The sequence below is a fragment of the Caulobacter sp. ALps2 genome, from assembly GCF_058681635.1.
In genome coordinates this window covers 4,801,118-4,825,032 of record NZ_CM178743.1, presented here as the reverse complement: position 1 = coordinate 4,825,032, position 23,915 = coordinate 4,801,118, and the positions used below count along the sequence as shown (strand labels likewise).

General features: G+C 67.2%; 18 protein-coding genes and 1 pseudogene. 5 read left to right on the top strand and 14 right to left on the bottom strand.

The genetic code is table 11. The annotated features are described in order from the left end of the window. The first annotated feature begins 119 nt into the window (after window positions 1-119). From ACW173_RS22620 to ACW173_RS22610, 3 genes are read left to right on the top strand one after another with little or no spacing between them, the layout of a single operon-like run. Window positions 120-1,436 carry an MFS transporter gene (locus tag ACW173_RS22620; protein WP_492082302.1) on the top strand — a complete coding sequence of 439 codons (1,317 nt, stop codon included), beginning with the start codon at window positions 120-122 and terminating at the stop codon, window positions 1,434-1,436. A 5-nt stretch (window positions 1,437-1,441) separates the two neighbouring features. After that, window positions 1,442-3,286, top strand: coding sequence for a DUF8034 domain-containing protein (locus tag ACW173_RS22615; protein WP_492082301.1), 1,845 nt, complete (start codon window positions 1,442-1,444; stop codon window positions 3,284-3,286). A gap of 18 nt (window positions 3,287-3,304) precedes the next feature. Next, on the top strand, window positions 3,305-4,795 hold the full coding sequence (locus tag ACW173_RS22610) for a right-handed parallel beta-helix repeat-containing protein (RefSeq protein WP_492082299.1): 1,491 nt from the start codon (window positions 3,305-3,307) through the stop codon (window positions 4,793-4,795). Here the strand turns inward: ACW173_RS22610 and ACW173_RS22605 are convergent. From ACW173_RS22605 to ACW173_RS22545, 13 genes are all read right to left on the bottom strand, one after another. Further along, window positions 4,792-6,357 (bottom strand): carboxylesterase/lipase family protein, encoded by a 1,566-nt coding sequence (locus tag ACW173_RS22605; RefSeq protein ID WP_492082297.1) that lies wholly within the window; start codon window positions 6,355-6,357, stop codon window positions 4,792-4,794. The genes ACW173_RS22610 and ACW173_RS22605 overlap by 4 nt on opposite strands. 58 nt (window positions 6,358-6,415) lie before the next feature. After that, on the bottom strand, window positions 6,416-7,426 hold the full coding sequence (locus ACW173_RS22600; RefSeq protein WP_492082296.1) for a LysR substrate-binding domain-containing protein: 1,011 nt from the start codon (window positions 7,424-7,426) through the stop codon (window positions 6,416-6,418). Window positions 7,427-7,475: 49 nt separating this feature from the next. Then, a complete protein-coding gene (gene kdgD, locus ACW173_RS22595; RefSeq protein WP_492082294.1) occupies window positions 7,476-8,420 on the bottom strand; it encodes a 5-dehydro-4-deoxyglucarate dehydratase in 945 nt (314 codons plus the stop codon). A 165-nt stretch (window positions 8,421-8,585) separates the two neighbouring features. Further along, complete coding sequence (locus ACW173_RS22590; protein ID WP_492082293.1) at window positions 8,586-9,950, bottom strand: DUF1501 domain-containing protein; 1,365 nt, start codon at window positions 9,948-9,950, stop codon at window positions 8,586-8,588. Window positions 9,951-9,955: 5 nt separating this feature from the next. Next, entirely contained in the window at window positions 9,956-11,545 is a 1,590-nt protein-coding gene (locus ACW173_RS22585; RefSeq protein WP_492082292.1) for a DUF1800 domain-containing protein, read from the bottom strand. Window positions 11,546-11,728: 183 nt separating this feature from the next. Continuing rightward, window positions 11,729-12,727: a P-type DNA transfer ATPase VirB11 gene (gene virB11, locus ACW173_RS22580; protein WP_492082291.1), complete on the bottom strand. Its 999-nt coding sequence runs from the start codon at window positions 12,725-12,727 to the stop codon at window positions 11,729-11,731. Beyond that, the gene (locus ACW173_RS22575; protein WP_492082289.1) at window positions 12,724-13,824 is read right to left on the bottom strand and encodes a TrbI/VirB10 family protein; all 1,101 of its coding nucleotides are present in this window, start codon (window positions 13,822-13,824) and stop codon (window positions 12,724-12,726) included. Before ACW173_RS22575 ends, virB11 begins: the two co-directional genes overlap by 4 nt. Next, window positions 13,821-14,549 (bottom strand): TrbG/VirB9 family P-type conjugative transfer protein, encoded by a 729-nt coding sequence (locus ACW173_RS22570; protein ID WP_492082288.1) that lies wholly within the window; start codon window positions 14,547-14,549, stop codon window positions 13,821-13,823. The genes ACW173_RS22575 and ACW173_RS22570 overlap by 4 nt, the downstream gene beginning before the upstream one ends. Next, window positions 14,546-15,724 carry a TrbL/VirB6 family protein gene (locus tag ACW173_RS22565; RefSeq protein ID WP_492082286.1) on the bottom strand — a complete coding sequence of 393 codons (1,179 nt, stop codon included), beginning with the start codon at window positions 15,722-15,724 and terminating at the stop codon, window positions 14,546-14,548. Before ACW173_RS22565 ends, ACW173_RS22570 begins: the two co-directional genes overlap by 4 nt. Continuing rightward, window positions 15,721-18,093: a VirB4 family type IV secretion/conjugal transfer ATPase gene (locus tag ACW173_RS22560; protein WP_492082284.1), complete on the bottom strand. Its 2,373-nt coding sequence runs from the start codon at window positions 18,091-18,093 to the stop codon at window positions 15,721-15,723. The genes ACW173_RS22565 and ACW173_RS22560 overlap by 4 nt, the downstream gene beginning before the upstream one ends. Next, the gene (locus tag ACW173_RS22555) at window positions 18,072-18,359 is read right to left on the bottom strand and encodes a VirB3 family type IV secretion system protein (RefSeq protein WP_056045755.1); all 288 of its coding nucleotides are present in this window, start codon (window positions 18,357-18,359) and stop codon (window positions 18,072-18,074) included. Before ACW173_RS22555 ends, ACW173_RS22560 begins: the two co-directional genes overlap by 22 nt. A gap of 3 nt (window positions 18,360-18,362) precedes the next feature. After that, the gene (locus ACW173_RS22550; protein WP_492082282.1) at window positions 18,363-18,683 is read right to left on the bottom strand and encodes a TrbC/VirB2 family protein; all 321 of its coding nucleotides are present in this window, start codon (window positions 18,681-18,683) and stop codon (window positions 18,363-18,365) included. Then, entirely contained in the window at window positions 18,683-19,312 is a 630-nt protein-coding gene (locus tag ACW173_RS22545) for a lytic transglycosylase domain-containing protein (protein WP_492082280.1), read from the bottom strand. The genes ACW173_RS22550 and ACW173_RS22545 overlap by 1 nt, the downstream gene beginning before the upstream one ends. Window positions 19,313-19,895: 583 nt before the next feature. Between ACW173_RS22545 and ACW173_RS22540 the strand changes: the two genes are divergently transcribed. Beyond that, window positions 19,896-20,417 (top strand): MarR family winged helix-turn-helix transcriptional regulator, encoded by a 522-nt coding sequence (locus ACW173_RS22540; protein WP_492082278.1) that lies wholly within the window; start codon window positions 19,896-19,898, stop codon window positions 20,415-20,417. A 9-nt stretch (window positions 20,418-20,426) separates the two neighbouring features. On the opposite strand, the pseudogene ACW173_RS22535 reads toward ACW173_RS22540, so the two are convergent. Continuing rightward, window positions 20,427-20,624, bottom strand: a pseudogene (locus tag ACW173_RS22535) (DUF6894 family protein); the annotation flags it as partial. A gap of 307 nt (window positions 20,625-20,931) precedes the next feature. On the opposite strand from ACW173_RS22535, the gene ACW173_RS22530 reads away from it, so the two are divergent. Further along, window positions 20,932-23,877 carry a TonB-dependent receptor gene (locus ACW173_RS22530; protein ID WP_492082277.1) on the top strand — a complete coding sequence of 982 codons (2,946 nt, stop codon included), beginning with the start codon at window positions 20,932-20,934 and terminating at the stop codon, window positions 23,875-23,877. Window positions 23,878-23,915: the final 38 nt, after the last annotated feature.

The window sequence follows — 23,915 nt, the reverse complement described above, 5'->3', positions numbered from 1 at the left end:
ATCCATGTCGCCCGTGGATCGGTCGATAGGCTAATTGACTTAGACCTGAGGGGCGGGCGCCTCTAGCGTCACCCTGAACGATGCCGACGACAGATCGGCCCACAAGGGAAGGGATGCGTATGACCGATTCCACCAGGCGCACACGGGTGCGCTGGCTGATCATCACGGTCCTCTTCATCATCACCACGATCAACTACGCCGACCGGGCGACCTTCTCGATCGCCGGCCAGTCGGCGTCCAAGGAGCTTGGCCTTGATCCGGTGGCGATGGGCTACATTCTGTCGGCCTTCGCCTGGGCCTATGTCCTGGGCCAGATCCCGGGCGGAGCGTTGCTGGACAAGTTCGGCTCCAAGAAGATCTACACCATCGCCCTGATCGTCTGGTCGGGCTTCACGGCCCTGCAGGGTTTCGCCGGCTTCTTCACCGGCCTGATGGCGGCCAGCGTGTTGTTCGCCATGCGCTTCGCCGTGGGCCTGGGAGAGTCGCCGTCGTTCCCGGCCAACGCCCGCATCGTCGCGGCCTGGTTCCCGGGCTCCGAGCGGGGCACGGCCTCGGCGATCTTCAACTCGGCCCAGTACTTCTCGCTGGTCGCCTTCGCGCCGCTGATGGGCTGGCTGGCCCACAGCTTCGGCTGGCGCTCGGTGTTCTGGGTGATGGGCGTGGTCGGCATCCTGGCGGCGCTGGTGTTCGTGAAGCTGATCCACAGTCCGCTGGCCCATCCGGCCGTCAACAAGGCCGAGGTCGACTACATCGAGGCCGGCGGCGGTCTGGTGCGGATGGAAGAGAAGAACACGGCCAACGGCGCGGCCTTCAACTGGGCCAACGTCAGGCAGGTGCTGACCAGCCGCATGCTGCTGGGCGTCTATCTGGGTCAGTACTGCATCAACGTGCTGACCTATTTCTTTGTCACCTGGTTCCCGATCTACCTGGTCAAGGAGCGTGGCTTGTCGATCCTGCAGGCGGGCTTCACCGCCGCCTTGCCGGCTCTATGCGGCTTCGCCGGCGGCATCCTGGGCGGTATGATCTCGGACGCACTGCTGAAGAAGACCGGCAATCTGGACATCGCCCGCAAGACGCCGCTGTTGCTGGGCATGGTGCTGGCCACCTGCATCATCCTTTGCAATTACGTCGAGCAGGAGTGGCTGGTCATCGTGATCATGGCCGCGGCCTTCTTCGGCAAGGGCGTGGCGTCGCTGGGCTGGGCGGTGGTGGCCGACACCTCGCCCAAGGAGATGGCCGGCGTCACGGGCGGGATCTTCAACACCTTTGGGAATGTCGCCGGCATCGTGACCCCGATCGTCATCGGCTACATCGTCAAGGCGACGGGTTCGTTCGACGGGGCCCTGATCTTCGTCGGCGCCCACTGCGTGATCTGCATCCTGGCCTATTTCCTGATCGTCGGGAAAATCCAGCGGCTGGAACTGAAGGCGGCCTGAGCGACATGACGACCCGACGTTCCGTCCTGGCCGGCGCCTCGGCCCTGGTTTTCGCCGCCCTGGCGCGTCCTGCTTCCGCTGCACCGATCGTGACGGTCGCCACGCCGATGGCGCCGCCCGAGTGGGCGTTGCTGCAACGCGCGCTGCTGAAGGCCAACGAGGAAGCCTGCGAAGCCTTCTTCGCCCGCTATTTCGACGATCGCGGCTATCTGCTGGCGGTCGAGCGCTGGGGCGCCAACGACGGTCCCGACGACGCCATCGAGAACGTCAACGACTGGCCCACGCTCCACGCCTTGGGCGCGGGCGACCAGGTCCTGGCCATGGCCAAGAAGGCCTTCGAGGGCAATGTCGCCCAGTACACGGCGGCCAAGACCGTCGAAGTGCCCTTCGCGCGTGAAGGCATGTACTTCCGCGAATTCCCGGTCATGACCGACTGGCAGCACCTGTCCGAGGGGCTGTCGGTGTTCAACCTGCTGGGCCTGTCGGACCCGCATGACCCGCGCTATCGCGACCGGGTCAAGCGCTTCTCGGGCTTCTATACCGGCGAGGACAAGGCGGTCCCCAATTACGATCCCAAGCTGAAGATCATCCGCAGCATGATCACTGGCAGCAAGGGGCCGCTGCTGCGCCCGGCCACGCCGCTGGACTGGGCCGGCGATCGGTTCGACCCGACCCATTTCTTCATGGAGCACGGCGAGAACACCTACGAGCAGACCCTGCACCACTACGACGAATACGGCGACGTGGTCGGCGACGCGCCGCTGAACCTGCAGGCCACCAGCCTCGTTTTGAACGCCTACATGCTGGACCACGAGCCGAAGTACCGCGATTGGATCGTCAGTTACGTCGACGCCTGGATCGAGCGCGCCAAGGCCAATGGCGACGTCCTGCCCAGCAAGGTCGGCCTGGATGGCAAGATCGGCGGGCCCAAAGGCCAGTGGTGGAGCGGGACCTACGGCTGGGGCTTCTCGCCCGTCGTGCCGCAGACCGGCAAACGCGAGGACCGCAACCGCGTGCCGCGCGCGGTGGTCGGCTTTCTCAACGCCTATCTGCTGACCGGCGACGACAAGTATCTGGATGTCTGGCGTCGCCAGAACGACGTGATCAACGCCCAGAAGAAGACCGTCGACGGCAAGGTCATGACCCCGCGCATGTACGGCCCCAAGGGCTGGTACGGCTATGCGCCCGGCGAGTACCGGCTGAACGGGCTCGAGATCTGGTACATGTCGCAGAAGCCGAGCGACCGGGCCCGCGCCGCCGACCATCCATGGGTCTCGTACCTGGAAGGCAAGGACGCCGGCTATCCGGTGGCCGCGCTGCGCAAGGACCTGGAGCGGGTCCGGGCCAAGGCTCAGGCCCAACGCGACGACAATACCTCGCCCGACACCCGCCTGGCGGACGCCACCCTGGACATCACTCCGGCCAGTGTCACCGCGCTCATCCACCTGATGGAAGGCGGCATCAACATCGCCCGGCCGGCCTGGTCGGGGACCTCGCCGTCGCAGGGCGGGGCGCTGCGGTATGCGCGCCTGCGCTGGTTCGACCCCGAGCGCCGTCGCGCCGGCATCCCGCAGGACGTAGCCGCCCTGGTCGAGAAACTCGGCGAGGACGAGACCGTGGTGACCCTGGTCAACACCAACCAGGTCGGCGCCCGCACCGTGACCGTGCAGGGCGGCGCCTATGCCGAGCACCAGATCCTGAGCGCGGTGGTGGGCGAGGGGGCAGCGACGGTGGTCGACTCGTCGGCATTCACGCTGCGCCTGGCGCCCGGCGCTGGCGCGCGGATGACGCTGAAGATGAAGCGCTATACGAACGCTCCGACCCTGAGCTTCCCCTGGGACAGGGCCTAGTTTCGTGAGGAGAGATCGATGATCGGCATGATGCTGGCGCTGGCCTTGGCTCAAGCGGCGGATCCGAAGCCGATCGCGGCGGTGGCCGCCGGCGGGCCGGCCGCCACGGGTTCCGAGACCACGCTGCTGCTGGTCGACCGCGAGGCCGATGACGAGGCGCGAGGCTCGCTGCGCTGGGCGATCACGACCAGCAACGCCGAGCCCGGCCGCTATCGCATCGAGATCGCCGCTTCGACCATCGTGCTGAAATCGGCGCTGCCGCCGATCAAGGGTCCGGTCGCGATCGAGGGCCGGGCCTTCGCCCGCTCGGGCGGCCACAACGTGGTGGATGGTTCGGGCTACCTTCCGCGCGACCTGAAGTCCTGCCCCGGCATGGTGCCGGGCCAGTACGGCACGAATGTCCGCACCGCCAGCAATCCCGGCTTCGCCCTGGTCGACACCAAGGGCGTGACCTTGCGGGGTCTGGAGATCCGCAACTTCTGCATCGGCGTGCTGATCCTGCGGACCTCCAACGCGGTGGTCGTCGACAACCGCATCGTCCGCAACATCGGCGGCGCGGGCGTCATGCTCAGCGGCGACGACGGCAAGGGCGGCTCGACCTCGAACACGACCCTGGACAACAAGGTGCTGCGCAACACCTTCCTGGAGAACGGCGACGGTCTGGAGCTGACGCGCGGCGCGGCCTTCAACCTGATCGCCGACAACCTCTTCGATGGCGGAACCGACAATCTGGAACCCTCGCAGGGCATCGAGATCCTGTGGGGCAACGACAACACCGTCGTGCGCAATCGCTTTGTCCGCTACTCCGACGGCCTGCAGTCGAACTGGGGCGCGCGCAACTACGTCGGCGCGAACACCTTCGAGGCCAACGCCTTCGGGATCAGCCTGACGGGCGCTGGCAATATGGTCGTGGGCAACGAGATCCGCGGCAATGGCATAGGCATCGCCGTGCGGCCGGAAGCCAAGGTGGCCGTCAACCGGATCAGCCAGAACAGCATCGCCGGCAACGGCTTGCCCATCATGCGCTGCTCGGCGGGCGGCTCGTGCGATCCGAAGATGGCCCGGGGCGGCATCGTCATCGGCCCGCCGGGCCTGGAGCACGGCAGCTTCGTCGGCTCGCGAGGCATGGGCGTGGTGTTCGACAAGGCCGGCGCGGCGGTGATTTGCCTGAACCAGGACGATCCCGCCAACTGCCATCCGCAAGCGCAGTTCGGCCTAGCCCCGCCCAGCGTCTCGGCCGTGCGCCTGGCCGCCGGCAAGCTGTCGGTGAAGGGCGTGCTGCAAGGGCCGCCGGTCAGCCTGGTCACCGTCGAGGTCTTCGCCGGCAAGGCTGGGACCGCCGAGGGCGAGCGTTATCTGGGCGCCATCCAGGCCATCACTGACGGCGTCGGTAACGCCGAATTCGCCGGTGTGGTCGATGGCGCGGCGGCCGGCTCGGCGATCACCGCCACGACCACAACGGCGGCCGGCGCGAGCTCGGCGTTCTCCAAGCCTGTGGCCCTCCGCTAGGTCCCTTCTTTCAGGAACGGCGCGGCCGAGAACAGCTCGCGTTCTTCCTTGCGCGGATCGTCGACCATCTTCGAGGTCTCGTTGATCACCAGGGTTGGGCGGCGGGGCAGGGTGTACGGCTCCCAGGCCGGGATCGCCGCGCCGTTGGGATCGCCGGTGCGCGCGAAGTTGACGAAGGCGCCGCTCATCTGATCGCGCACCTTCTGGGCCGCTGGCCCAGTGCCGGTCTTCGAACCCTCGGCGTCCAACGTGCCGAACACCAAGGCGATGTCGTAGCTGTGGTAGGCGCCCATCTTCGGATCGGTCTGGGCCCCGAAGTCCAACTGGTACATCCACGCCGGCGCGCCGATCCTGGCCCGCTGCTCGGCCTGGATCAGGTGGCCCGGCCACGAGCGCCCCGCCGTGGTGATGGCGAAGAAGCAGTCCGAGGGGCTGTAGTCCGGATAGAGCTGGCGGTACTTGGCGACCAGGTATTCGGGCGACATGTCGAGCACCAGTTCGTTGTCCAGCTTGCCCGGCAGCTCCTCCCAGGTCAGGGCGAAGTTTTTGGGATCGCCACCCAGGAAGGCCTTGGTCTCGTCGTGAGTGTTGCCGATGATCATCGGGATGTGGCCGCTCTCACGAGGAGCATCCGGATAGAACGGGTGGCGGGCCAGGACGCCATGGTCCAGCACCGACCAGAAGACGATATTGCCCTTGCGCTCCAACGGATCGCGCATCTTCAGCGCCGCGACCAGCTGGGCGGCGGGCAGGGTCTTGAGCGCCTCGGTCTGGTCGGGCTTGAGGCCCAGCTTCTCCATGAAAGCCCTGGCGCGGATGGTGGCGTGGATCGGCCCCATGGCGGTGACGTGCTGGCCGCTCATGGTCGCGACCTTGTGGTAGAGGCCCGCCGCGCGCGGCATGGCCATCAGGGTCACCAGCTTGCCGCCGCCGCCCGACTGGCCGAACGTCATGACGTTGCCAGGGTCTCCGCCGAACGCGGCGATGTTGTCGCGCACCCACTGCAAGGCCAGGATCAGGTCGAGATTGCCGACGTTGCCGCTGTCGGCCAGCTCCGGCCCGCCCAGCCGCGCCAGATAGGCATAGCCGAAGCAGTTCAGGCGGTGGTTCACGGTGACGACCACCACGTCATAGGTCTTAGCCAGCCAGGTCCCGTCGTACAGCGGGCTGGAACCCGAGCCGTTCGCGTGGGCGCCGCCGTGGACATAGACCATCACTGGCCGCTTCTTCCCGTCGGCGATCCCCGGCGTCCAGACATTGAGGAACAGGCAGTCCTCGCTGGTCCCCTCGTCGGCCTTGCTCTGAGGACTGGCCGCGCCATAGGCGAGAGCGTCGGCTATCCCCTTCCATGGCTGGGCGGCCTCGGCGGGTTGGAACCGCCGCGAAGACGTGTCGGCGCCATAGCGGACACCCTTGAACACCTTGATCCCGTCGACCTGCGCGCCGCGCACCCGGCCGGCCGTTGTGACCGCGACCGGCGCGGCGACGCCTCCGGCGTTGACTCTCGTGGCGACGGATAGGGCGGCGGCTCCGGCCAGCACGGCGCGGCGATCGAGGGTCATGTGGTTTCTCCCAAGGTCTTGTCGTTGGGCCTTGGCCCGCCGAGGGAGAGGCGGCGCTTCAGCGCGCGCCGGGCTCCGACGGCGAGGCCTCGGCCAGGCATAGGTCGATGAAGGTCTGCAGGATCGGGCTCTCGTTGTCCTTGCGCCAGGCCATGTAGAGCTCGACCGGCCGGTCGGGCGTGGTCTGGACGGGACGGAACTGCACGTCGTCGAAGTGCAGGCTCATGGCGGCTTCGGGCACGATCGCCGCGCCCAGGCCGGCATGCACCAGGGCCAGCATCGAGTGGATCTGGGTGACGTGCTGGACGTAGTTCGGGGCCACGCCATTGGCGTCGAACAGCGTCGTCAGCATGTTGTAGAAATAGCCCGCGCCTTCGGGCGAATACATGATCAGCGGTGCGGCGTCGAAGTCGGCCAGGCTCAAGGTCGCCTTGGCCAGGCGCGCGTCGCCGGTGGGCAGGGCGGCGACCAGGGGCTCGGACAACACGCGGGCGGTGGCGAATTCGACCCGCTCCATCGGCGGGCGGACCAGGCCGATGTCGATGCGGCCGGTCAGCAAGGCCTCGACCTGCTCGCGGGTGACCATCTCGCGCAGGGTCAGGTCGGCATTGGGCAGGCGGGCCTTGGACAGGATCACCAGCCGGGGCAGGAAGTTGTAGCCGGAGGCGGCGGTAAAGCCGATGGCGATCTGGCCGGCCTCGCCGCTGGCGATGCGGCGGGTGGCGAGCGCGGCGCTTTCGGCCAGCCGCAGGATGCGGCGCGCCTCCAGCAGGAAGGCGCGGCCGGCGGGGGTCAGCCGCACCGAACGGCTGGTGCGGTCCAGAAGCACGACACCGAGGATCCGCTCGAGCAACTGAACCTGCCGGCTCAGCGGCGGCTGGGTCATGTTCAGCCGCTGGGCGGCGCGCCCGAAATGCAATTCTTCGGCCGTGGCGACGAAGCAGCGCAGCTGGCTCAGTTCGAACATCGGAAAACGCCCATCGACGACACCCTGGAGGCGCGAAGCTAGACGCTCGTTCGGCCCGATGGCCAATGTCTTCTTGCCGGGCAGGGGCGTGAACGCGTTCATCGGGGGCGCAAAGCGGGTCAATGCGTCGGATGCATCGACCCGTTCAGCTTCAGCCGTTGGCGGCGCGGCGCTGGTCGGTGATGTTGACGCGAGCGATCAAGCCCTGCAGTTCGCCGAACTCCGCCGGCGTCAGTTCGGTCAGCGGCAGGCGCACAGGACCGGCGTCGCGGCCGATGGCCTTCATGCCGGCCTTCACGATCGAGACGGCGTAGCCTTTGCCGCGATTGCGCAGGGTGATGTAGGGCAGCACGAAGTCGCGCAGGCCGGCCATCACCGCCTCGCGGTCGCGGGCGCGGACCGACTTGTAGAACTCCAGCGCCCATTCCGGCATGAAGTTGAAAATGGCCGACGAATAGGTCGTCACGCCCATCTCCAGATAGGGCAGGGCGAAGGTCTCGGCCGTCGGCAGGCCGCCGATATAGGTCAGGCGGTCGCCCATGCGGGCATAGACCCGCATCATCAGCTCCAGGTCGCCGACGCCATCCTTGAACCCGACGAGGTTCGGATTGCGGTCGCACAGCTTCTCGAGGGTGTCCTCATTGATGATGGCGTTATCGCGATTGTAGACGATGACGCCCAGCTTGGTGGCCTTGCAGACCGCCTCGATGTGACCGGCCAGGCCTTCCTGTGTGGCGTTGGTCAGGAAAGGCGGCAGCAGCAGCACGCCGTCGGCGCCGGCCGCTTCCGCGTCAGCGGCCAGGTCGGTGGCGATGGCGGTGCCATAGCCGCAGCCGGCGATGACCGGGATCTTGCCGTTGGTCTCGGCGACGGCGGCGCGAACCACCTGGCCGACTTCCGCGGGGCGCAGCGAGAAGAACTCGCCCGTGCCGCCGGCGGCGAACAGGCCGGCCAGCTCGCGCTCCAGCATCCACCCGCAGTGCTCACGGTAGGGCGCTTCCAGGAACTGGTGCTGGTCATCGAAATGGGTGACGGGAAACGACAGCAGGCCGCCGCCGAGCTGGCGGGCCATTTCCGTCGGCGACATTCGGCTCATGAAGTCCTCTCCGAGCGGCGGCCTCGTCTCGGGTCTTTCCGGGAGGCCGCTTGTTGATCGTCACGGTAGAGAGGGCTTGGGTCGCGGTCTAAGCCAAAGGCGCTATGGACCGATACAGAATTTGGCTTGATGCGGTGGAGGCGCGAACCTCCACCGCGAACGCGATCACCCGAACAGCGGCACGGGTCCTCGGCCGCCACCGTTCCAATTGGCCCAGTTGGGGAAGATGTAGGGCATGTCGGCGGCGCTGACGCCGTACCACTGTGCGATGGCCCCGACATACTCTTCCGTGGCGATCGACGGGATCCAGCGGCCATCGTTGGAGGTGTCCTCGGGACCGCCGAAGGTCAAATCCGGATAACGGCCGTGGACCTTGCTGTTGGCCAGAGCGCCACCGATCACGAGGTGGTTGGAGCCCCAGGCATGGTCGGTGCCGCCGCTGGCGTTGCCTTTGAACACCCGGCCGAAGTCCGACATCGTGAAGGCGGTGACGTTGTCCTGCAGGCCGAGCGCCTTCATGGCGTTGTAGAAACCGGCCAAGGCGTTGGCGAGGTCGCCATACAGGTTGTTGTGGCTGGCCAGCTCGTTGGTGTGGGTGTCGTAGCCACCCTGGCTGACGAAGAAGGTCTGCTTGGCGTGACCCAGCGTGCCGCGGGCCTCGATCATCCGCGCCGCGCGCAGCAGTTGGCGTGAGATGTCCGAGGTCAGGGCCGCACCGGTGGTTGGGTGGACGAAGTGCTTGTCCACGGTCGAGGTCGCCGAGCTGATGATCGTGTTGGCCTGAACCGCTTGAGCGTAGGCCGATGACATGCCCTTACCAGTCAGGTCTGTGATCGCGCCGTAAGACGAGCCGTCGGCGAAGACTTCGAGCGCCGCTTGGCGAGCCTTCACGGCGGCGTCGGTGCTGGTGGCGTTGTAGCCATTCCGCACGATCGAACCCGAGGACGGTAGGATCAACGGCGCGGTGCGGTCGCCGATCAGGCAGAGGTTGGAGCCGGCGATCGAGATCAGCGGCGGCAACGACGCGGCCTGAGCCCGGTCGTTGATCCGACCCATGAAGCCGTCGTTGTTGGTCGCGCGGGTGCGCATGCCTTGCCACTGGTTCTGCTGGTCCTCGTGGGACATCAGGTTGACTGGGCGTAGGTCGGGACGGCTGGTGTAGAGCGCCTTGGTCAGAGGGGCGAAGAGCGTGCCGGTGTTGAGCACAGCGCTCAGCGCGCCTTCGTTCCAGGCCGTTTTGAGGGCGGACATCGCCCCGTGAAGACCGAAGGCCGTGCCGGTCAACGGGACCAGAGTGTCCTGTTTCAGCGCGATGCCCGAGCCGCGCTGCTTGGCGTAGTCGGCGTAACGGCCATCATTGGGCACGACCATGTTCCAGGCGTCGTTGCCGCCAAACAGGAAGACGCCAACCATGGCGCGATAGCCGCTGGTATCGGCCGCCAGAGCGCTGGAGAGGCCGAGCTGGCCCAGGGCGGCGACGGCCGAGCCGCCGGCGGTCAGGCGCAGGAGTTCACGACGAGAGACGGTCATTACGCTTACCGATCGACTTGGAAGAGCGGCGAGGACGCCACGATGTACAGCGCCACCTGGGCGCGTTTGCGGGTTTGCAGGGCGGCGTTGCTGTTCTTGACGGCGGCCATGGACGTGAGAACCGACTGCCGTTGGGCCTTGGTCATCGTGCCGTTCAGCAGGACGAGGTTGATCCGGTCGACGATCTTGCCGTCGTCCGCGCCATAGGCCTCCCAGCTGGCCCAGTTGGGGACCGTGCCGGTCGGACCCAGGGTCGGCTTGAACTCGCCGCGCGTGGCGTCGCCGCCGACCGTCCAGTCGTAGAGGAAGTTGTGGCGGCTGATGGTCGTCGAGGTGGTCATCAGCTTGCTGACGGGGCTGACCAAGCCATCGCCTTGCGGCAGCGGGAACTCATAGGGATAGAAGTTGAAGACCGATGGGGCGCGGAACGGCGCCTGGCCCATCCCGGCGTCGCGGGTGAGGAAGGCGTAGCCATCGGTCGTGTAACCGATGGCGCGCGCCAGCGTGGTGGCCAACAGCACCGGCTCCTTCACCTTGCCAGGCAGTTGCGAGACGGTGCGCGCTTCCGGATCCAGATAGATCGCCCGCACCACGGCCTTCATGTCGCCGCGCGCCCCCGAGCCATTATTGGCGAACACGGCCGCGACGCGACCGACATAGGCCGGGGTCGGATTGGCCAGGGTCAGCTGCTGGATCAGGCGCTTGCTGATGTAGGGCGCGGTGTTGGGGTGGTTGAACGCCGCATCGACCACGGCGTCGACATTGGCCTGCTGCGTCGCGCCCGCCGGAACGGTTCGGCCTAGGAAGGTCTTGGCGCCGGTGTCGAACCGCGCGGCGTACATCACCATCGGCTTGGACCAGTCGCGCTTGCTGTTGTCGGTCAGCGCGGCGTTGTTGAGGCGGGCATAGGTCCACCCCGTAAGGGCACGGGCCACTTCCTTGACGTCCGTGTTGCTGTAGGTGGCGATCGTCGCGCCGGTGTTGTCGGTCTGTGGCGTGCCGTCCGGATTTAGGAGGACGGTGCCGACCGCGAACAACTGCATCAGTTCGCGGGCATAGTTCTCGTTGGGCTGACTCTTGTTGGAGTCGGCCATGTCCAGATACTCGCCCATGTAGGGGTTCAGGGTGACGGCCTGGAGAATGTCGCGGTAGTTGCCGAAGGCGTTGCCCAGCAGGATCTGGTTGAAGGTCGCCAGGCCGGCGGTGTTGCCGACGTCGACGGCCGAGGCCACCACGATCTGCGACAGGGCGAAGGCCACGCGCTGGCGCAGCTGGTCGTCCTTGCCGATGGCGTTGGCATAGAACCGCATCTGCATCGGCGTGGCCGAGAAGTTGTCGCGGTTGCAGTTGTTCAGGTCCGCGCCCGCGGGAAACTGGGCCGAGCAGAAGTTGCTGGGCACCGGCTTGGCGGCCAGGTCGGCATAGGTGCTGCTCGACATGGAAAACTGCAGGTCCAGCCAGGCCGGGACCGATTTCATCGAGACGATGAGATTGATCAGCTCCGGCGTTGGGCCGAAGCTGGCCTGTTTGGCCAGGCGCGCGGCCTCGTCGGGCAGGATATCACCCGAGGGCGCGACGCCGATCGTGTCGGGCAAGGGCGAGCTCGCCGGAGTGGATTCGCCCGTGCTTGACCCGCCACCGGAGCCGCCACAGGCCGAGAGAAAGATCGTCAAGCTCAGCGCCGCCGCCGAACCAAAATACTGTTTACGCATGACAGGGTCCTCGGCGCGCCGCGAGGGCGGCGCGCCTGAAGCTGAAAACTGAACAGAGTTAGGAGGTTAGCGCTCCTGGAAGGTGATCTCCCGAACCGCTCGGACGCCGTTTTGGCGGTGAAGTTGGACGAAGATGTCGACGACGCGCCGGACATGGTCGACGACGTCGGCGCGCCGCAGGTTGGCGCCGGCCTGCAGGGCCATCAGGGCCAGCTGGTCGACCGCGCCGGCCGGATCGTCGGCATGGACGGTGGTCATCGAGCCGGGATGGCCGCTGGACACCGCGCGCAGGAAGCTGAAGGCCTCGGCCCCGCGCAGCTCGCCCAGGATGATCCGGTCGGGGCGCAGGCGCAGCGAGGCCTGCAGCAGATCCTCGGTCGTCACGCGGGCCTCCCCTTGATCGCCACGGACAGCTACCAGGCCGACGGCGTTGGGGTGGACCAGGCGGACCTCCGGCGCGTCCTCGATCAGCACCAGGCGCTGGTCGAGCGGGACCTCCTTGAGCAGGGCGTTGAGGAAGGTGGTCTTGCCGGTCGAGGTGCCGCCGCTGACGACGATGTTCTTGCCCGCCCGCACGGCGGCGGCCAGGAAGTTGCGGATGTCGCCGGCGTTCAGGAAGGCGCGCAGGATGGCGTCGGAATTGGGCTTGGGCTGCGTTACTCCGGCGAAGGCGCCGTTGCTGGCGTAGTCGGTGAGGCTGAGGTCGCTGACCACGTGCTTGCGGATCGCCAGGGCCAGACCCTCGCGCGTCGCCGGCGGGGCCACGACCTGCACCCGCGCGCCGTCGGGCAGCACGGCCGAGAGCAGGGGGTGCTCGCGGCTGACGCCCTGGCTGGACAGGCTGGCGACCTGGCGGGCCAGGCGCCACAGGTTCGTCTCGTCCAGGGCCGGGACCTCGACAAGTTCAGCGGTTCCACCGAGCCGCTCGACCCAGAGTTCGCCGGGGCGGTTGACGTAGAGATCCGTCACCGCCGGATCGGCCAGCCATGGGGCCAGGGGCGCGAGATACGCCTCCAGATAGACGCCCATTCTCGACGCCTGGGGCTTGAGTGCGTGGGCGGTCATTTGCGGACGCCCGAGAAGTCCAGGTCGCGGGCCACGAAGATCGTCACCGGCGCGCCTTGAGGCGTCTGGATGGTCGGGGCGACCTGGTCGGTCTTCATCACCGTGCCGGCCATGCTGGCCGCCTGGGACGCCGAGCCGATATAGATCTGAGAGGTCGAGCGGGCGTTGCCAACCGCGGCCACGCCGGCGTTCAGCACCGACATCAGGATCGAGCCGCCGAAGCGGCTGAAGAAGTGGCGGTCGACCTTGCCCTCCAGGCCGCCGCGGCCCAGCGGGTCGGCAGCGGGCGACGCGATCTGGATCGAGACGCCGTCGGGGCGGATCACCCGGGTCCAGATCACGAAGACGCGCGAGGCGCCCATGGCCACGCCGGACTTGTACTGGCCGATGACGCGGCTGCCGCGCGGGATCAGCACGGTCGAGCCGTCGAAGCTCTTGATGTCGCGCACGACCATGGCGCGGGCCAGGCCCGGCAGATCGGAATTGATCGCCGTCTCCATCACGGCCGGGATCACCGCGCCCTGCGGAATGACGGCGTCCAACTCGCGCATGGCCGTGGCCTTGGCGGGCTCGGCGTCGCTGGCGCCGATGCGGTCGGCGAACTTCTCATCGGGGTTTAGGCCGGTGTCGACGGCCTTGGTCGCCATCGAGGCGGCCGGCGTCGTTTCGGCATTGGCCTTGATCAAAGCCGGGGCGCCGCCGAAGTCGACCACCAGGGTCGGGGCGCGGCGGCGCTGGTCCATATCGACGGCCGGAACCGGCGGCAGCGGCTCGGCGGCCATGGCGGCGATCTGGGCCGGGGTGGCGGGCAGGCTGTTGTTCTCGGTGAACTGCGGGCCAGGGATGACGGCCCGCGGCGCAGCGGGGGCGGTGAGGGCGGTCGCGGCGACGGCCGGGGCGTTGCGCGGCGGACGCGGCTGGGCGTCGGCGCGGTGGCTGGCCATCCACAGGAAGACGCCGACCCCGAGCACGCCGAAGCCGGCCATGATCACGGGCGTCGGCAGACCGGCATGGGCGCGGGCGACCCGAGGCCGCGCCTGGGCGTCGGCGGCGGCGAGGTCTTCCTGGACTTGGGCGGACTGGCGGGGATCGCTCATCGGGCGGCCTCGTTGGTCACGGTGAGGCTGGACTTGCCCGAGCGCAGCACGAACTTCGGCGCCAGCTGGTCGACGACCAGATAGCCGTCGCGGACCACGGCGTTGGCCAGGCCCTCGACACCGTCGGCGCCGACGACGAACACGGCCGGCAGATCGGCTTGTACCGGCCAGGCGAAGTAGGTCGCCGCACCGTCGTCGAAGACCTTGGTCGGCTGGATGGCGGCGTCGCCTTTGACGCTGTAGCTGGCGTTGCGGGCCACAGGCGCGGCGGGCGGCGGCGGAGGGGGCGCGGCCATCACGACGGCAGGGGCGGGAACCAGGAAACGAACCACATAGGCCAGGTCCTTGGTCGTGGCCTTGGGGCCGGCGACGACCAGCTCGAACACGTAACGGCGACGGTCGGTCACGACGGTCATGTTGGTGGCGGCCGTGCGGTCCAGCGGCTTGAGGAACAGCAGGTTGGCCTTCTTGTTCGGCGTGACCTGCCAGCCCAGGGCGTCGCCGATCGAGACGTTCTCGATCCGCTCGTCGGGAGCGAACTCCAGCATGGTCTGGATGCCGAAATAGCCGGTCAGGCGCACGACCTGGTCGGGGTCGTAGGCCACGGTGCGGATGCGCGGGTCGACGGCGCCGGGGCGCGGGGCGTCGGCGGCCAGTACGGGGCCAGCGAGAGCCGAGGCAAGCGCGAGCGCGGCCAGCAGCGTGCGGGGGTAAGCGAGGGTCACTGGTCTCTCCGGGCGCCCGAGGCGGCGCGGCGGGGGGCGGGGGTACGGCGATAGGTCTGGCCGAGCGGAGCGCTCGGGGCGGCGTAGGCGGTCTGGGTCGCGGCCTGGCCACGGTCGGAGACGATCGTCAGCAGGCGCGGACCGATCGGATCGGACGAGGTCGAGGCGACATCGCGGCGGTCGAGGGCGGCAGCCGCGGCGGCGACGGTGGCGGCGCGGCTCAGAGGCTCGACCTGCGAGGTCGTGTAGCGCGGCGCTTCCGGCGCGGCGGCCTGGTCGCTCCAGGCGCCGCCAGCCAGGCCGCGGGGCAGACGCAGGCCAGCGGCGATGACGCCCAAGGCGATGACGGCCAGCACCATGACCAGGGCGAAAACCAGGCTCAGCACCAGCACGGTCACGGCCGGGCCAATGTCGAAGGCGGCGAACTGCTGGGCCGCGCGCGCCTCGGCCAGGGCCTTCAGCGAGGGGGCCAGCATGGCCAGTTCCAGCGACAGGGTCAGGACGGCGACCATCGGGACCATGGCCAGGGCGATCATCGCCTTAAGCCAGCCCTCGACCAGGCCGCGCGTGGCCTCGAACAGCAGCAGGCCGGCGACCAGCGGGGCCAGAGCCAGCAGGATGGCCAGCACGACCTTGGAGGCCAGCAGCACGCCCAGGGTCGACAGCAGCAGCGTCATGCCGCCGGTATTGACCGCGAAGGCGCCGAAGCCCGGTCCGCCCTGCGTCGCCGCGGCGCCGGGACTGGCGCGACTGGCCATCAGGGTGGCGGACTTCTGCAGGCCGTCGAAGGCGTCCTGCAGCCCCGCGAACGGATGGACCGCTTGGCCGAGCAGGAGACCGCCGACCTCGGCCGGAGCCTTGGTCAGGGTGTCGTAGACCAGGGTCTGGAAGAACGGCCAGTTGGTGGCCAGGGCCACGACGATGCCGATCTTCAGGACCGACAGGGTGGCGTCGCCGACACGAAGGCCGCCGCGGCCCAGCATCAGGCGATAGCCGATGAAGACCACGTAGAGGGTCATCAGGCCGGTCAGCAGCAGGGCGACGGGCGAACCCGGACCGGCCAGGGCGGCGTAGCCGTTCATGGCCAGCTCGTGGACCCGGCAGTCGACCGAGCCGATCAGGCCCTGGACCATCGGGGCGTCGACGGGGAGTTGCGCGCAGGCGACCACGGTCATGCGGCCCTCACCAGCTTGGGCATCCAGGTCGCAGGATCGTCGCCCAGCTGTTCGCGCAGGGCGTCCAGCTTGCGCACCGTGCTCTCGCGGCCCGACAGCACGGTCAGCAGCTCGGGCTCGCCGGCCAGGTTCAGGCGGGCGACGACGCTGTCGGTCCCGTGCTTGATCAGGAAACAGCGCGAGGTGTCGGGCAGGGTCTTCACCAGCTCGAACTCGTGCTGGGTCAGGCCGAAGCCTTCGCAGTAGTCCTTCGCTTGAGCCTTCGGGTTGGCCATGAAGATCTGCGTCGCGGCCTGTTCGATAATGGCGCTGGCGATGCGGCTTTCCAGGGCGTCCTGGGCGCTCTGGGTGGCGAAGCCGACCACGCCGTTGCGCTTTCGCAGGGTCTTTTCCCAGTCGCGGATACGGGCCACGAACACGTCGTCGTCCAAGGCCTTCCAGCCCTCGTCGATGACGATCAGGGTCGGGTGGCCGTCCAGGCGCTGCTCCACGCGGTGGAACAGGTACATCATGGCGGGCGTGCGCAGAGCCGGGTCGTCCAGCAGCTGGGTCATGTCGAAGCCCAGGGTCAGGGTGTCCAGATCCAGGCCGTCGGCCTCGTTGTCGAACAGCCAGGCGTGCTCGCCGGTCCCGTGCCAAGACGCTAGACGAGCGGCCAGGTCGGCGGCGTCGGGACGGCGCGAACCCCGGAAGAGTTCGGCGAAATAGCGCAGGCGACGCAGGTTCGGGACCTGGTCGTAGCTGGCGTCGACAGCATCCTTGATCCGCGCGGCGTCGTCGGCCGAGAGGGCCTCGCCCGGGATCGAGACCAGCTTGGCGACCCATTCGGTCAGGAACTTGCGGTTGGTCGCCGTGTCGGCCAGGGCCAGCGGGTTGAAGCCGGTCGGCTGGCCCGGACGCAGGGTCTCGTAACGGCCGCCGATGGCGCGCAGGAAGATCTCCGCGCCGCGGTCCTTGTCGAAGAACACGATGCGCGGATTGTACTTGCGGGCCTGGGCCAGCAGGAAGTTCAGCACCACGGTCTTGCCCGAACCCGACGGGCCGATGATCGTGAAGTTGCCCAGGTCGCCCTTGTGGAAGTTGAAATAATACGGACCGGCCGAGGTGGTCTCCAGCAGGGTCACCGCGTGGCCCCAGTGGTTGTTCTCGGCTTGACCGACCGGGAAGTTGTGGCCGCTGGCGAAACCGGCGAAATTGGCGGTCGAGATCAGAGCTTTCCGGGCGATGTCCTTGAAGTTGCCCGGGAACTGGGCCCAGAAGGCGGGCTCCAGATTGATGTCCTCGCGCACGGCGATGGCACCCATCTCGGTGAAGGCCGACATCACCTCGGCGGTCGAGCGGTCGAGGCCTTCCAGGGTCTCGCCGCGCACCAGCACGGTCAGGTGATGCTCGCCGAAGGCGGCGCGGCCAGAGACGACGTCATCCTTGGCGCGGGTCAGGTCGGCGCGCAGGGACAGGCCGTCATCGTCGGCGGCCTTCATGCGGCGCAGGGCCAGGTTCATGCGCTCCAGAGTCGGCTGGCGGTCGACGAAGCCGAAGCTCTGGGTGACGACCATCTCGCACGGCAGGCGCAGCAGGTCGTCCAGCATCCCGGGCGTGGTCTGGGCCGGGTAGTCCTTGATCGAGACCATGGTCCCAAAGCCGCGGGCCAGGGCGCCGGCGCGCGAGAGCTCCAGCGTCTCCAGGCCAAAGCTGGCGCGGCGATAGGGCAGGTACTCGCCGGCGTCGCCTTGCGGAACCAGCACCGGGCGCATCTCGCCATTGTAGAGACAGGACAGGAACTCCAGCGGCTCGGAGCAGCGGCCAGTCGCGCCGTCATAGGTTCCAAGCACCCGAGCCCCGTAAGGCGCCAGGGCCGAGATCAGGCTGTCGCGGGCGCTGTCCAGCTCGCGGCGGTCGGCGGCCTGGACGGCGGCGGCCTCGACCTTGCCAGTCCCCTTGAGGGCGCGCAGGAAACCGTCGATGACGCCGCCATGCCCTTGTAACGGTCGGCGGACGATCGTCAGGAACAGGTCGTTGACGTAGAGCTTGCGGGCCGACAGGCGCTCGCTCCAGGTCGCGTCGAGGTCGGCGCTGAAGGCGTCGGCGAAGGCGCCTTGGGTGCGGGCGTCGACCTGCCGACGGACGATGTGATGGTAGATGGCGAAGCGCGAGCTGGACAGGCCGCGCAGCATGACGTCGCGCACGGCCTTGCGGTAGTTCAGCTCCTCGCTGTCGGCCGTCTCGAACGGCAGGCCGGCCAGGTGGATCACCTGCATCAGCAGGCCGTCGCGGGTCTCGAGCGTGACGTCGTCGAGATGGCGAGCATAGGGCAGGCGCTTGCCAGCCGTGGCCTCTTTACGCGGGTTCAAGCGCTGTAGCTGTTGCATCGCCAGGCTCGGAAATTGGGTACGCGGGGACAGCGGCTGACCTTGGTCAGCCAGAGATCGAAGATGCGGGGCTCGCGCAGGCAGGCCGCGTAGCCGATCGCGTGGATCACCAGCGCGGCCGCGATGGCCCAGAACGACTTGGTGATCAGAAAGAGTTCAGCGGTGACCACGCCGTTGATCACGAAGTAGCTGTAGGTCACGCCCGCGAACATCTGCGGGCGCGTCAGGGCGCCGAACACCACGTCGCGATCCAGCGGGGCGGCCATCGCTTAGGCGGCGCCCGAGGCGGCACGGATGCCGCTGACGATCGTGGTGGCGCCGAACAGGATGAAGCAGCCCAGGATCACCGTCGCGCCGTAGCGCCAGTTCAGGCGGCCGGTCAGCATCATGAAGCCCACGGCGGCCACGGCCATGACGGCCACGGCGGTGGCGACATTGCCCATCAGACTGCCTTGCAGCCACATGACACCGGCCAGCAGAGCGCCGGAGCCCCGCGGATCGGCTTGCACGGTCTGGGCGTGCGCCTGCGAGGCGGCGGCGGTGAGGGCGGTCGCCAGGGCGATCGCTTTGGCCTGGAAGAACTTACGCATCAGTTGGGGGCTCCGAGAGCGGGTACGGCGAGGGCGGCCCCGGTCGCGGTCCCCATGGAGGACATGCGGCCGAGGATCGAGGTCACGTAGGCTTGGGTTTCGGCGTAGGGAGGCACACCGCCGTGCTTGCGGACAGCGCCGGGACCGGCGTTGTAGGCGGCCAGGGCCAGGCGGACATCGCCTCCGAACTCCCAAAGCATGCGGCGCAGGTACATCGCGCCGCCGCGGATGTTCTGAGCGGGGTCGTGCGGATCGACGCCGAGGTCGCGAGCGGTGCCGGGCATCAGCTGCATGACGCCGATCGCGCCCTTGTTCGACAGCGCGTTGGAACGGAAGCGGCTTTCGCGCCAGGCCACGGCCTCGACCAGCTTGGGGTCCAGGGCGTAGGCGGTGGCGACGGTCGAGATCTGAGCGCGCACGGCCTCCGCGCCTGGCGCGGCGGTTGGCGGGGCAGGCGCGGGCGCGATGGTCTGGACGCCATCCTGCGTGAAGACAGACGGACCTTCGAAGCGCGTGACCGCGCCGTCGGCGCCGATCTCCAGCACCTGGGCCTCAGCGGGCTGGGTCAGCAGGCAGCAGGCTGCCGCGGTAGCCAGGAGCAGGGCCTGGCGGGCGATGTCAAACGTCAAGGACGCCCCCTCAAGTCCGTGGGTTACAAATCAACAGAGTTAATTGGTATCGGGAGCGTCGTTTCAGTGTAATGCGGCAGGACAGCGCATTTAATTTTGTTTTAATTGTCAAAATTGCTGATGGATAAGGAGAATTTATGCTCAAGCTCGGCGTAAAGTCGGGCCGCTGACTTATCTAATTTCTTAATCTATCATTAACATTTGTCGATATTGACCTGAATACATAACTTCTTTGGCCATGGCCTATCCCGAAGCCTGAAGACTGCTTGCCTGTGGATAGAATCACTTGGCAGCTTGGGTTCAAGTGCGTTCAGGGGCGTTGCATGTTGGCGTTGAACAAGACTCGCGAATGGCTGATCCGGAACTTCGTCGGCAGCCTGCTTGGCGGATGGCTGGTGATCATGGTGGTGGGCTGGAGCGCGCTTAACGGCTGATCGGCGCCGCTTCAGGCAAACGGCGAGGCGGCTCGTGGATCGGCCCGCTATGGCGCCTGTGCAACTTCGTTAAAGAATGTTGCGGAACGCCGTCATCTGAAAGCCCGGTTTTTGCGTTGAAAGCTTGTCTACAAACGCCGGAACCGATTTTGCCGCTCGATATCGAAGACCTGAATCGCTTGCTCTTCCAGACCGAACAGGCCCGCCGCCTGTTCGTGAGCGACCGGTTGAGCGAGCATGGCGTCATCTTCGGCCAATGGCTGGTGCTGGACGCCCTGTACAAGGAAGGCCTGTCCTCGATGACGGCTCTCGCGGCGGTGATCGGCGCCGACCGCACCACGCTGACACGCACGATCGACGGCCTGGTGAATGTTGGCTATGTCGAGCGCAAGACCCCAGACCAGGATCGCCGCCTGGTCGTCGTCGACCTGACGCCTGAGGGGAAGGCCCTGGCGGAGGCGGTGCTGGCCAGCTTGGCGTCGACCCACGAAACCGTCTTCGCCGGCTTTTCGCGTCGGGACCTGGACACCCTATCGGTCCTTCTTGCCCGATCGTTGGCGCAGATAAAGCTGGCCGCCGCTGAAGGTCCAGGGGCTAAGGCGCTGCCCCGGGTGGAGCGACGGGGCTTGCGTGCTGGCGAAACGAAGGGGCGAGCACGCCTGCGGTTCTAGGTCGATCTCGGCCAGCACGTGACCGGCGTCATCCAGAATGACCATCTGCCACGGACCCGGCTTCGCGAAGGCTTCGGGGTAATCGCGGACCAGGGCCGCTCCTAGCCGCCAGGCCTCGCGCTTGGCTTCGTCCAGATTACGCAGCAGCGCGCCTTCCGGATCGGGGAAGTGTTCAGGCGAGACGACCTCGAACCGAAACCTACGCATTACACCCTGCGCGACGCTGAATGCGTCGAGTTCGAGAACGCGCTTCCGACAAAAAGGCGCCGCAATCGGACAAGGGGGAGTTGAAAAAGCGACTTCTGGTTCCCCCGTGGCGCGATAGCTACACTAGGGCTTGCCCCTGGTATTCGTTCCGCTTTTTGCCGTTGAGCTCTGTGCGATAACGGCTTTCGCGCGTCTCCGCGTCACGGAGTCCCATGAACAGTGGGTTGCAAATCATGGAAACCAGTCGCAGCATGTGGGCAATTGATACCGGTGTCATAAGAACACCGTTCTGGGAGGGAATGAGGAAATGCCAGCATCACATCTGCGCGCTCGCCTGTTCTGCGGAGCCGCGACGCTAGCCTCGGTCCTGGCTGTCGGCGCCGCCAGCGCTCAAGAGGCCACGCCGCCCGCCGCAGCCGATGACACCGTCGAGGCCGTGGTCGTCACCGGTTTCCGCAACAGCCTGGCGCAGGCCCTGAACGTCAAGCGCCAGTCGGCCGCGGCCGTGGATGCGATCTATGCCGAGGACATGGCCAAGTTCCCGGACCTGAACCTCTCTGAATCCATCCAGCGCATCCCGGGCGTCGCCATTTCGCGCGACGCCGGTGAAGGCCGTCAGATCTCGGTGCGGGGCCTGGGCGCCCAGTTCACCCGCGTGCGCATCAACGGCATGGAAGCCCTGACGACCTCGGGGGGCACCGACGCCTCGGGCGGAACCAACCGTAGCCGGTCGTTCGACTTCAACGTCTTCGCTTCGGATCTTTTCAACCGCATCACGGTGCAGAAGACCGCCTCGGCCGAGACGGAAGAGGGTTCGCTGGGCGCGACCGTCGATCTCAACACCGCCCACCCGTTCGACAAGCGGGGCTTCAACTTCGCGGCGTCGGCCAAGATGGGCTACAACGACCAGGCCGAGAAGGCCTCGCCCCGGATGGCGGCCCTGATCTCGAACACCTGGCGGGACGACACGATCGGGGCCCTGTTCTCGATCGCCTATTCCAAGCGCGAGCTGCTGGACGAAGGCACCAGCACCGTGCGCTGGCAGACCGGTACGGCCACCGCCCCGGGCTTCCGCAGCGTGAAGGGCGTGACCTGCGCCACCAACGCCGCCGCCTGCGCCGAAGCCAACGGCGCGGTGCACCCCCGCATCCCGCGCTTCGACTGGTACAAGAACAAGCAGGACCGCCTGGGCATGACCGGCTCGCTACAGTGGGCGCCGGACGACAAGACCCAGGTCTCGTTCGACGTGCTGTACGCCGACTTCAAGGGCGAGCGTAACGAGGATTTCCTCGAGACCTTCACGCCCCAGACCGCCGGCGCCTGTACGGCGTCCTCGCCGGCCTCGTGCGGCATCAATCAGGTCGACGTCGTCGATTACACGGTGACGTCGCCACGCACGGGTCTCTCGGTCATGACCAAGGGGACCTGGAACAATGTCGACCTGAAGACCGAGCAACGCCACGACGAACTGGAAACCGAGTTCCGCCAGTTCACGCTGGCCGGCGAGCGCCAGATCACTGACAAGTTCAAGGCCAAGGGCGTGCTCGGCTTCTCGAAGTCGACCTTCTCGAACCCGGTCCAGAACACGGTCCAATGGGACCAGTACAACGTCCAGGGCTACAGCTTCGACTACAGCGCCGGCGACGCCTATCCTGTGATCAAGTACGGCACCGGCGACACGGTGAACGCCGACGCCTGGACCCTGGCCGAGATCCGCATGGTCCAGGGCTATGTCGACAACAGCTACAAGACCGCCCAGTTCGACCTCGCCTATGACTTCAGCGACGCCTTCAAGCTGAAGGGCGGCCTGTCCTACAAGGCCTATGGCGTCGAAAGCACGGCCTTCGCCCGCTCGAACGGCACGACGGCGAACATCAACCCGATCTCGTCGGCCGATCTGCGCAATGTTCCGCGCTCGTCCTATGCCGAGACGATCGACTTCTCGAGCCTGAACATCCCTGACGGCAATGTGAGCTCGTGGGTCACCCCCGACCTGGAGAAGGCCATCGCGGCCCTGCACATGAACGACGTGAACTACGGCAAGACGGTCACGACCACGCCGGGCACGGTGTGGGTCAGCCCGTTCGGCAACTCGTGCTTCACCCAAGGCTGCGGGATCTACAACCTGGGCCGCGAGCCCAGCTTGGGCAGCAATTACTCGATCGATGAGTGGGACACGACGGGCTACGTCCAGGGCGACTTCAACTTCGACGTCGGCGGCGTGCCCGTGCGCGGCGACGTCGGCGTGCGCTACGTGAAGACCCGCCAGAAAGCCCTCGGCTACGGCGTGGTGCCCTCGAGCGTCAGCGGCGTGAACTACCAGACGATCTCGGCCACGACCGCAACGCGCTCCTACACCGACGTGCTGCCGGCCATGAACGTGGTCGTCGAGCCAACCGAGGACCTGCTGCTGCGCTTCGGCGCCGCCAAGGTCATGTCGCGTCCGAACCTGGGCTCGCTGACCCCGGGCGTGAACATCGGCACCGGCAGCAACAAGACCGTGACCTCGGGCAACCCGTTCCTGGATCCGTACCGCGCCAAGACCGCCGACGCCGCGATCGAGTGGTACTTCCAGCCGGGCGCGCTGCTGTCCTTCGCCTACTTCTACAAGGACATCTCGACCTTCGTGCAGAGCTACACCTCGGCTTTGTCGACCTTCGACAAGAACCCCTTCGGCCTGCCCGACAGCGCGGCGGTCGCGGCGTGCGGCACCACGCCGGGCTGCTCGCCCAGCCTGCCGGTCTGGCAGTTCAGCACCTCGGTCAACACGCCCGGTGGTCCGCTGAAGGGCTTCGAGATCAACTACCAGCAGCCCTTCACCTTCCTGCCGGCGCCGTTCGACAAGTTCGGGTTCCTGGGCAACTACACCCACGTGACCTCGAACGTGACGTACCTGTCCTCGACCGGCGCGGTGGCGGCCATCGGCCCGCTGACCAACCTGTCGAAGGACAGCTACAACGCCACGCTCTACTTCGAGAACAAGAAGATCAGCAGCCGCGTCTCGGCCGCCTATCGCAGCAAGTACCTGACCCAGATCCCTGGCCGTAACGGTTCGGACGTGGAAGGCACCAAGGCGACGCTGAACTTCGACGCCTCGCTGACCTACACCTGGAACAAGCACCTGGCCTTCACGCTCGAGGCGGTCAACCTGACCAACGAGAAGCAGGACCAATACTACGATAGCAGCCAGCTGGTGTCGTTCTACCACGAGACGGGCCGCGAGTTCTTCGCCGGCTTCCGCTACACCTTCTAAGACGCCACGGCGCGGCCCCCTCGGAGCCGCGCCGTTTC

What these genes read in the sequence shown, in the direction of transcription:
- ACW173_RS22620 (WP_492082302.1), top strand. Translation starts at nt 120, where the DNA reads ATGACCGATTCCACCAGGCGCACACGGGTGCGCTGGCTGATCATCACG.
- ACW173_RS22615 (WP_492082301.1), top strand. Translation starts at nt 1,442, where the DNA reads ATGACGACCCGACGTTCCGTCCTGGCCGGCGCCTCGGCCCTGGTTTTC.
- ACW173_RS22610 (WP_492082299.1), top strand. Translation starts at nt 3,305, where the DNA reads ATGATCGGCATGATGCTGGCGCTGGCCTTGGCTCAAGCGGCGGATCCG.
- ACW173_RS22605 (WP_492082297.1), bottom strand. Translation starts at nt 6,357, where the DNA reads ATGACCCTCGATCGCCGCGCCGTGCTGGCCGGAGCCGCCGCCCTATCC.
- ACW173_RS22600 (WP_492082296.1), bottom strand. Translation starts at nt 7,426, where the DNA reads ATGAACGCGTTCACGCCCCTGCCCGGCAAGAAGACATTGGCCATCGGG.
- kdgD (WP_492082294.1), bottom strand. Translation starts at nt 8,420, where the DNA reads ATGAGCCGAATGTCGCCGACGGAAATGGCCCGCCAGCTCGGCGGCGGC.
- ACW173_RS22590 (WP_492082293.1), bottom strand. Translation starts at nt 9,950, where the DNA reads ATGACCGTCTCTCGTCGTGAACTCCTGCGCCTGACCGCCGGCGGCTCG.
- virB11 (WP_492082291.1), bottom strand. Translation starts at nt 12,727, where the DNA reads ATGACCGCCCACGCACTCAAGCCCCAGGCGTCGAGAATGGGCGTCTAT.
- ACW173_RS22575 (WP_492082289.1), bottom strand. Translation starts at nt 13,824, where the DNA reads ATGAGCGATCCCCGCCAGTCCGCCCAAGTCCAGGAAGACCTCGCCGCC.
- ACW173_RS22565 (WP_492082286.1), bottom strand. Translation starts at nt 15,724, where the DNA reads ATGACCGTGGTCGCCTGCGCGCAACTCCCCGTCGACGCCCCGATGGTC.
- ACW173_RS22560 (WP_492082284.1), bottom strand. Translation starts at nt 18,093, where the DNA reads ATGCAACAGCTACAGCGCTTGAACCCGCGTAAAGAGGCCACGGCTGGC.
- ACW173_RS22555 (WP_056045755.1), bottom strand. Translation starts at nt 18,359, where the DNA reads ATGGCCGCCCCGCTGGATCGCGACGTGGTGTTCGGCGCCCTGACGCGC.
- ACW173_RS22550 (WP_492082282.1), bottom strand. Translation starts at nt 18,683, where the DNA reads ATGCGTAAGTTCTTCCAGGCCAAAGCGATCGCCCTGGCGACCGCCCTC.
- ACW173_RS22530 (WP_492082277.1), top strand. Translation starts at nt 20,932, where the DNA reads ATGCCAGCATCACATCTGCGCGCTCGCCTGTTCTGCGGAGCCGCGACG.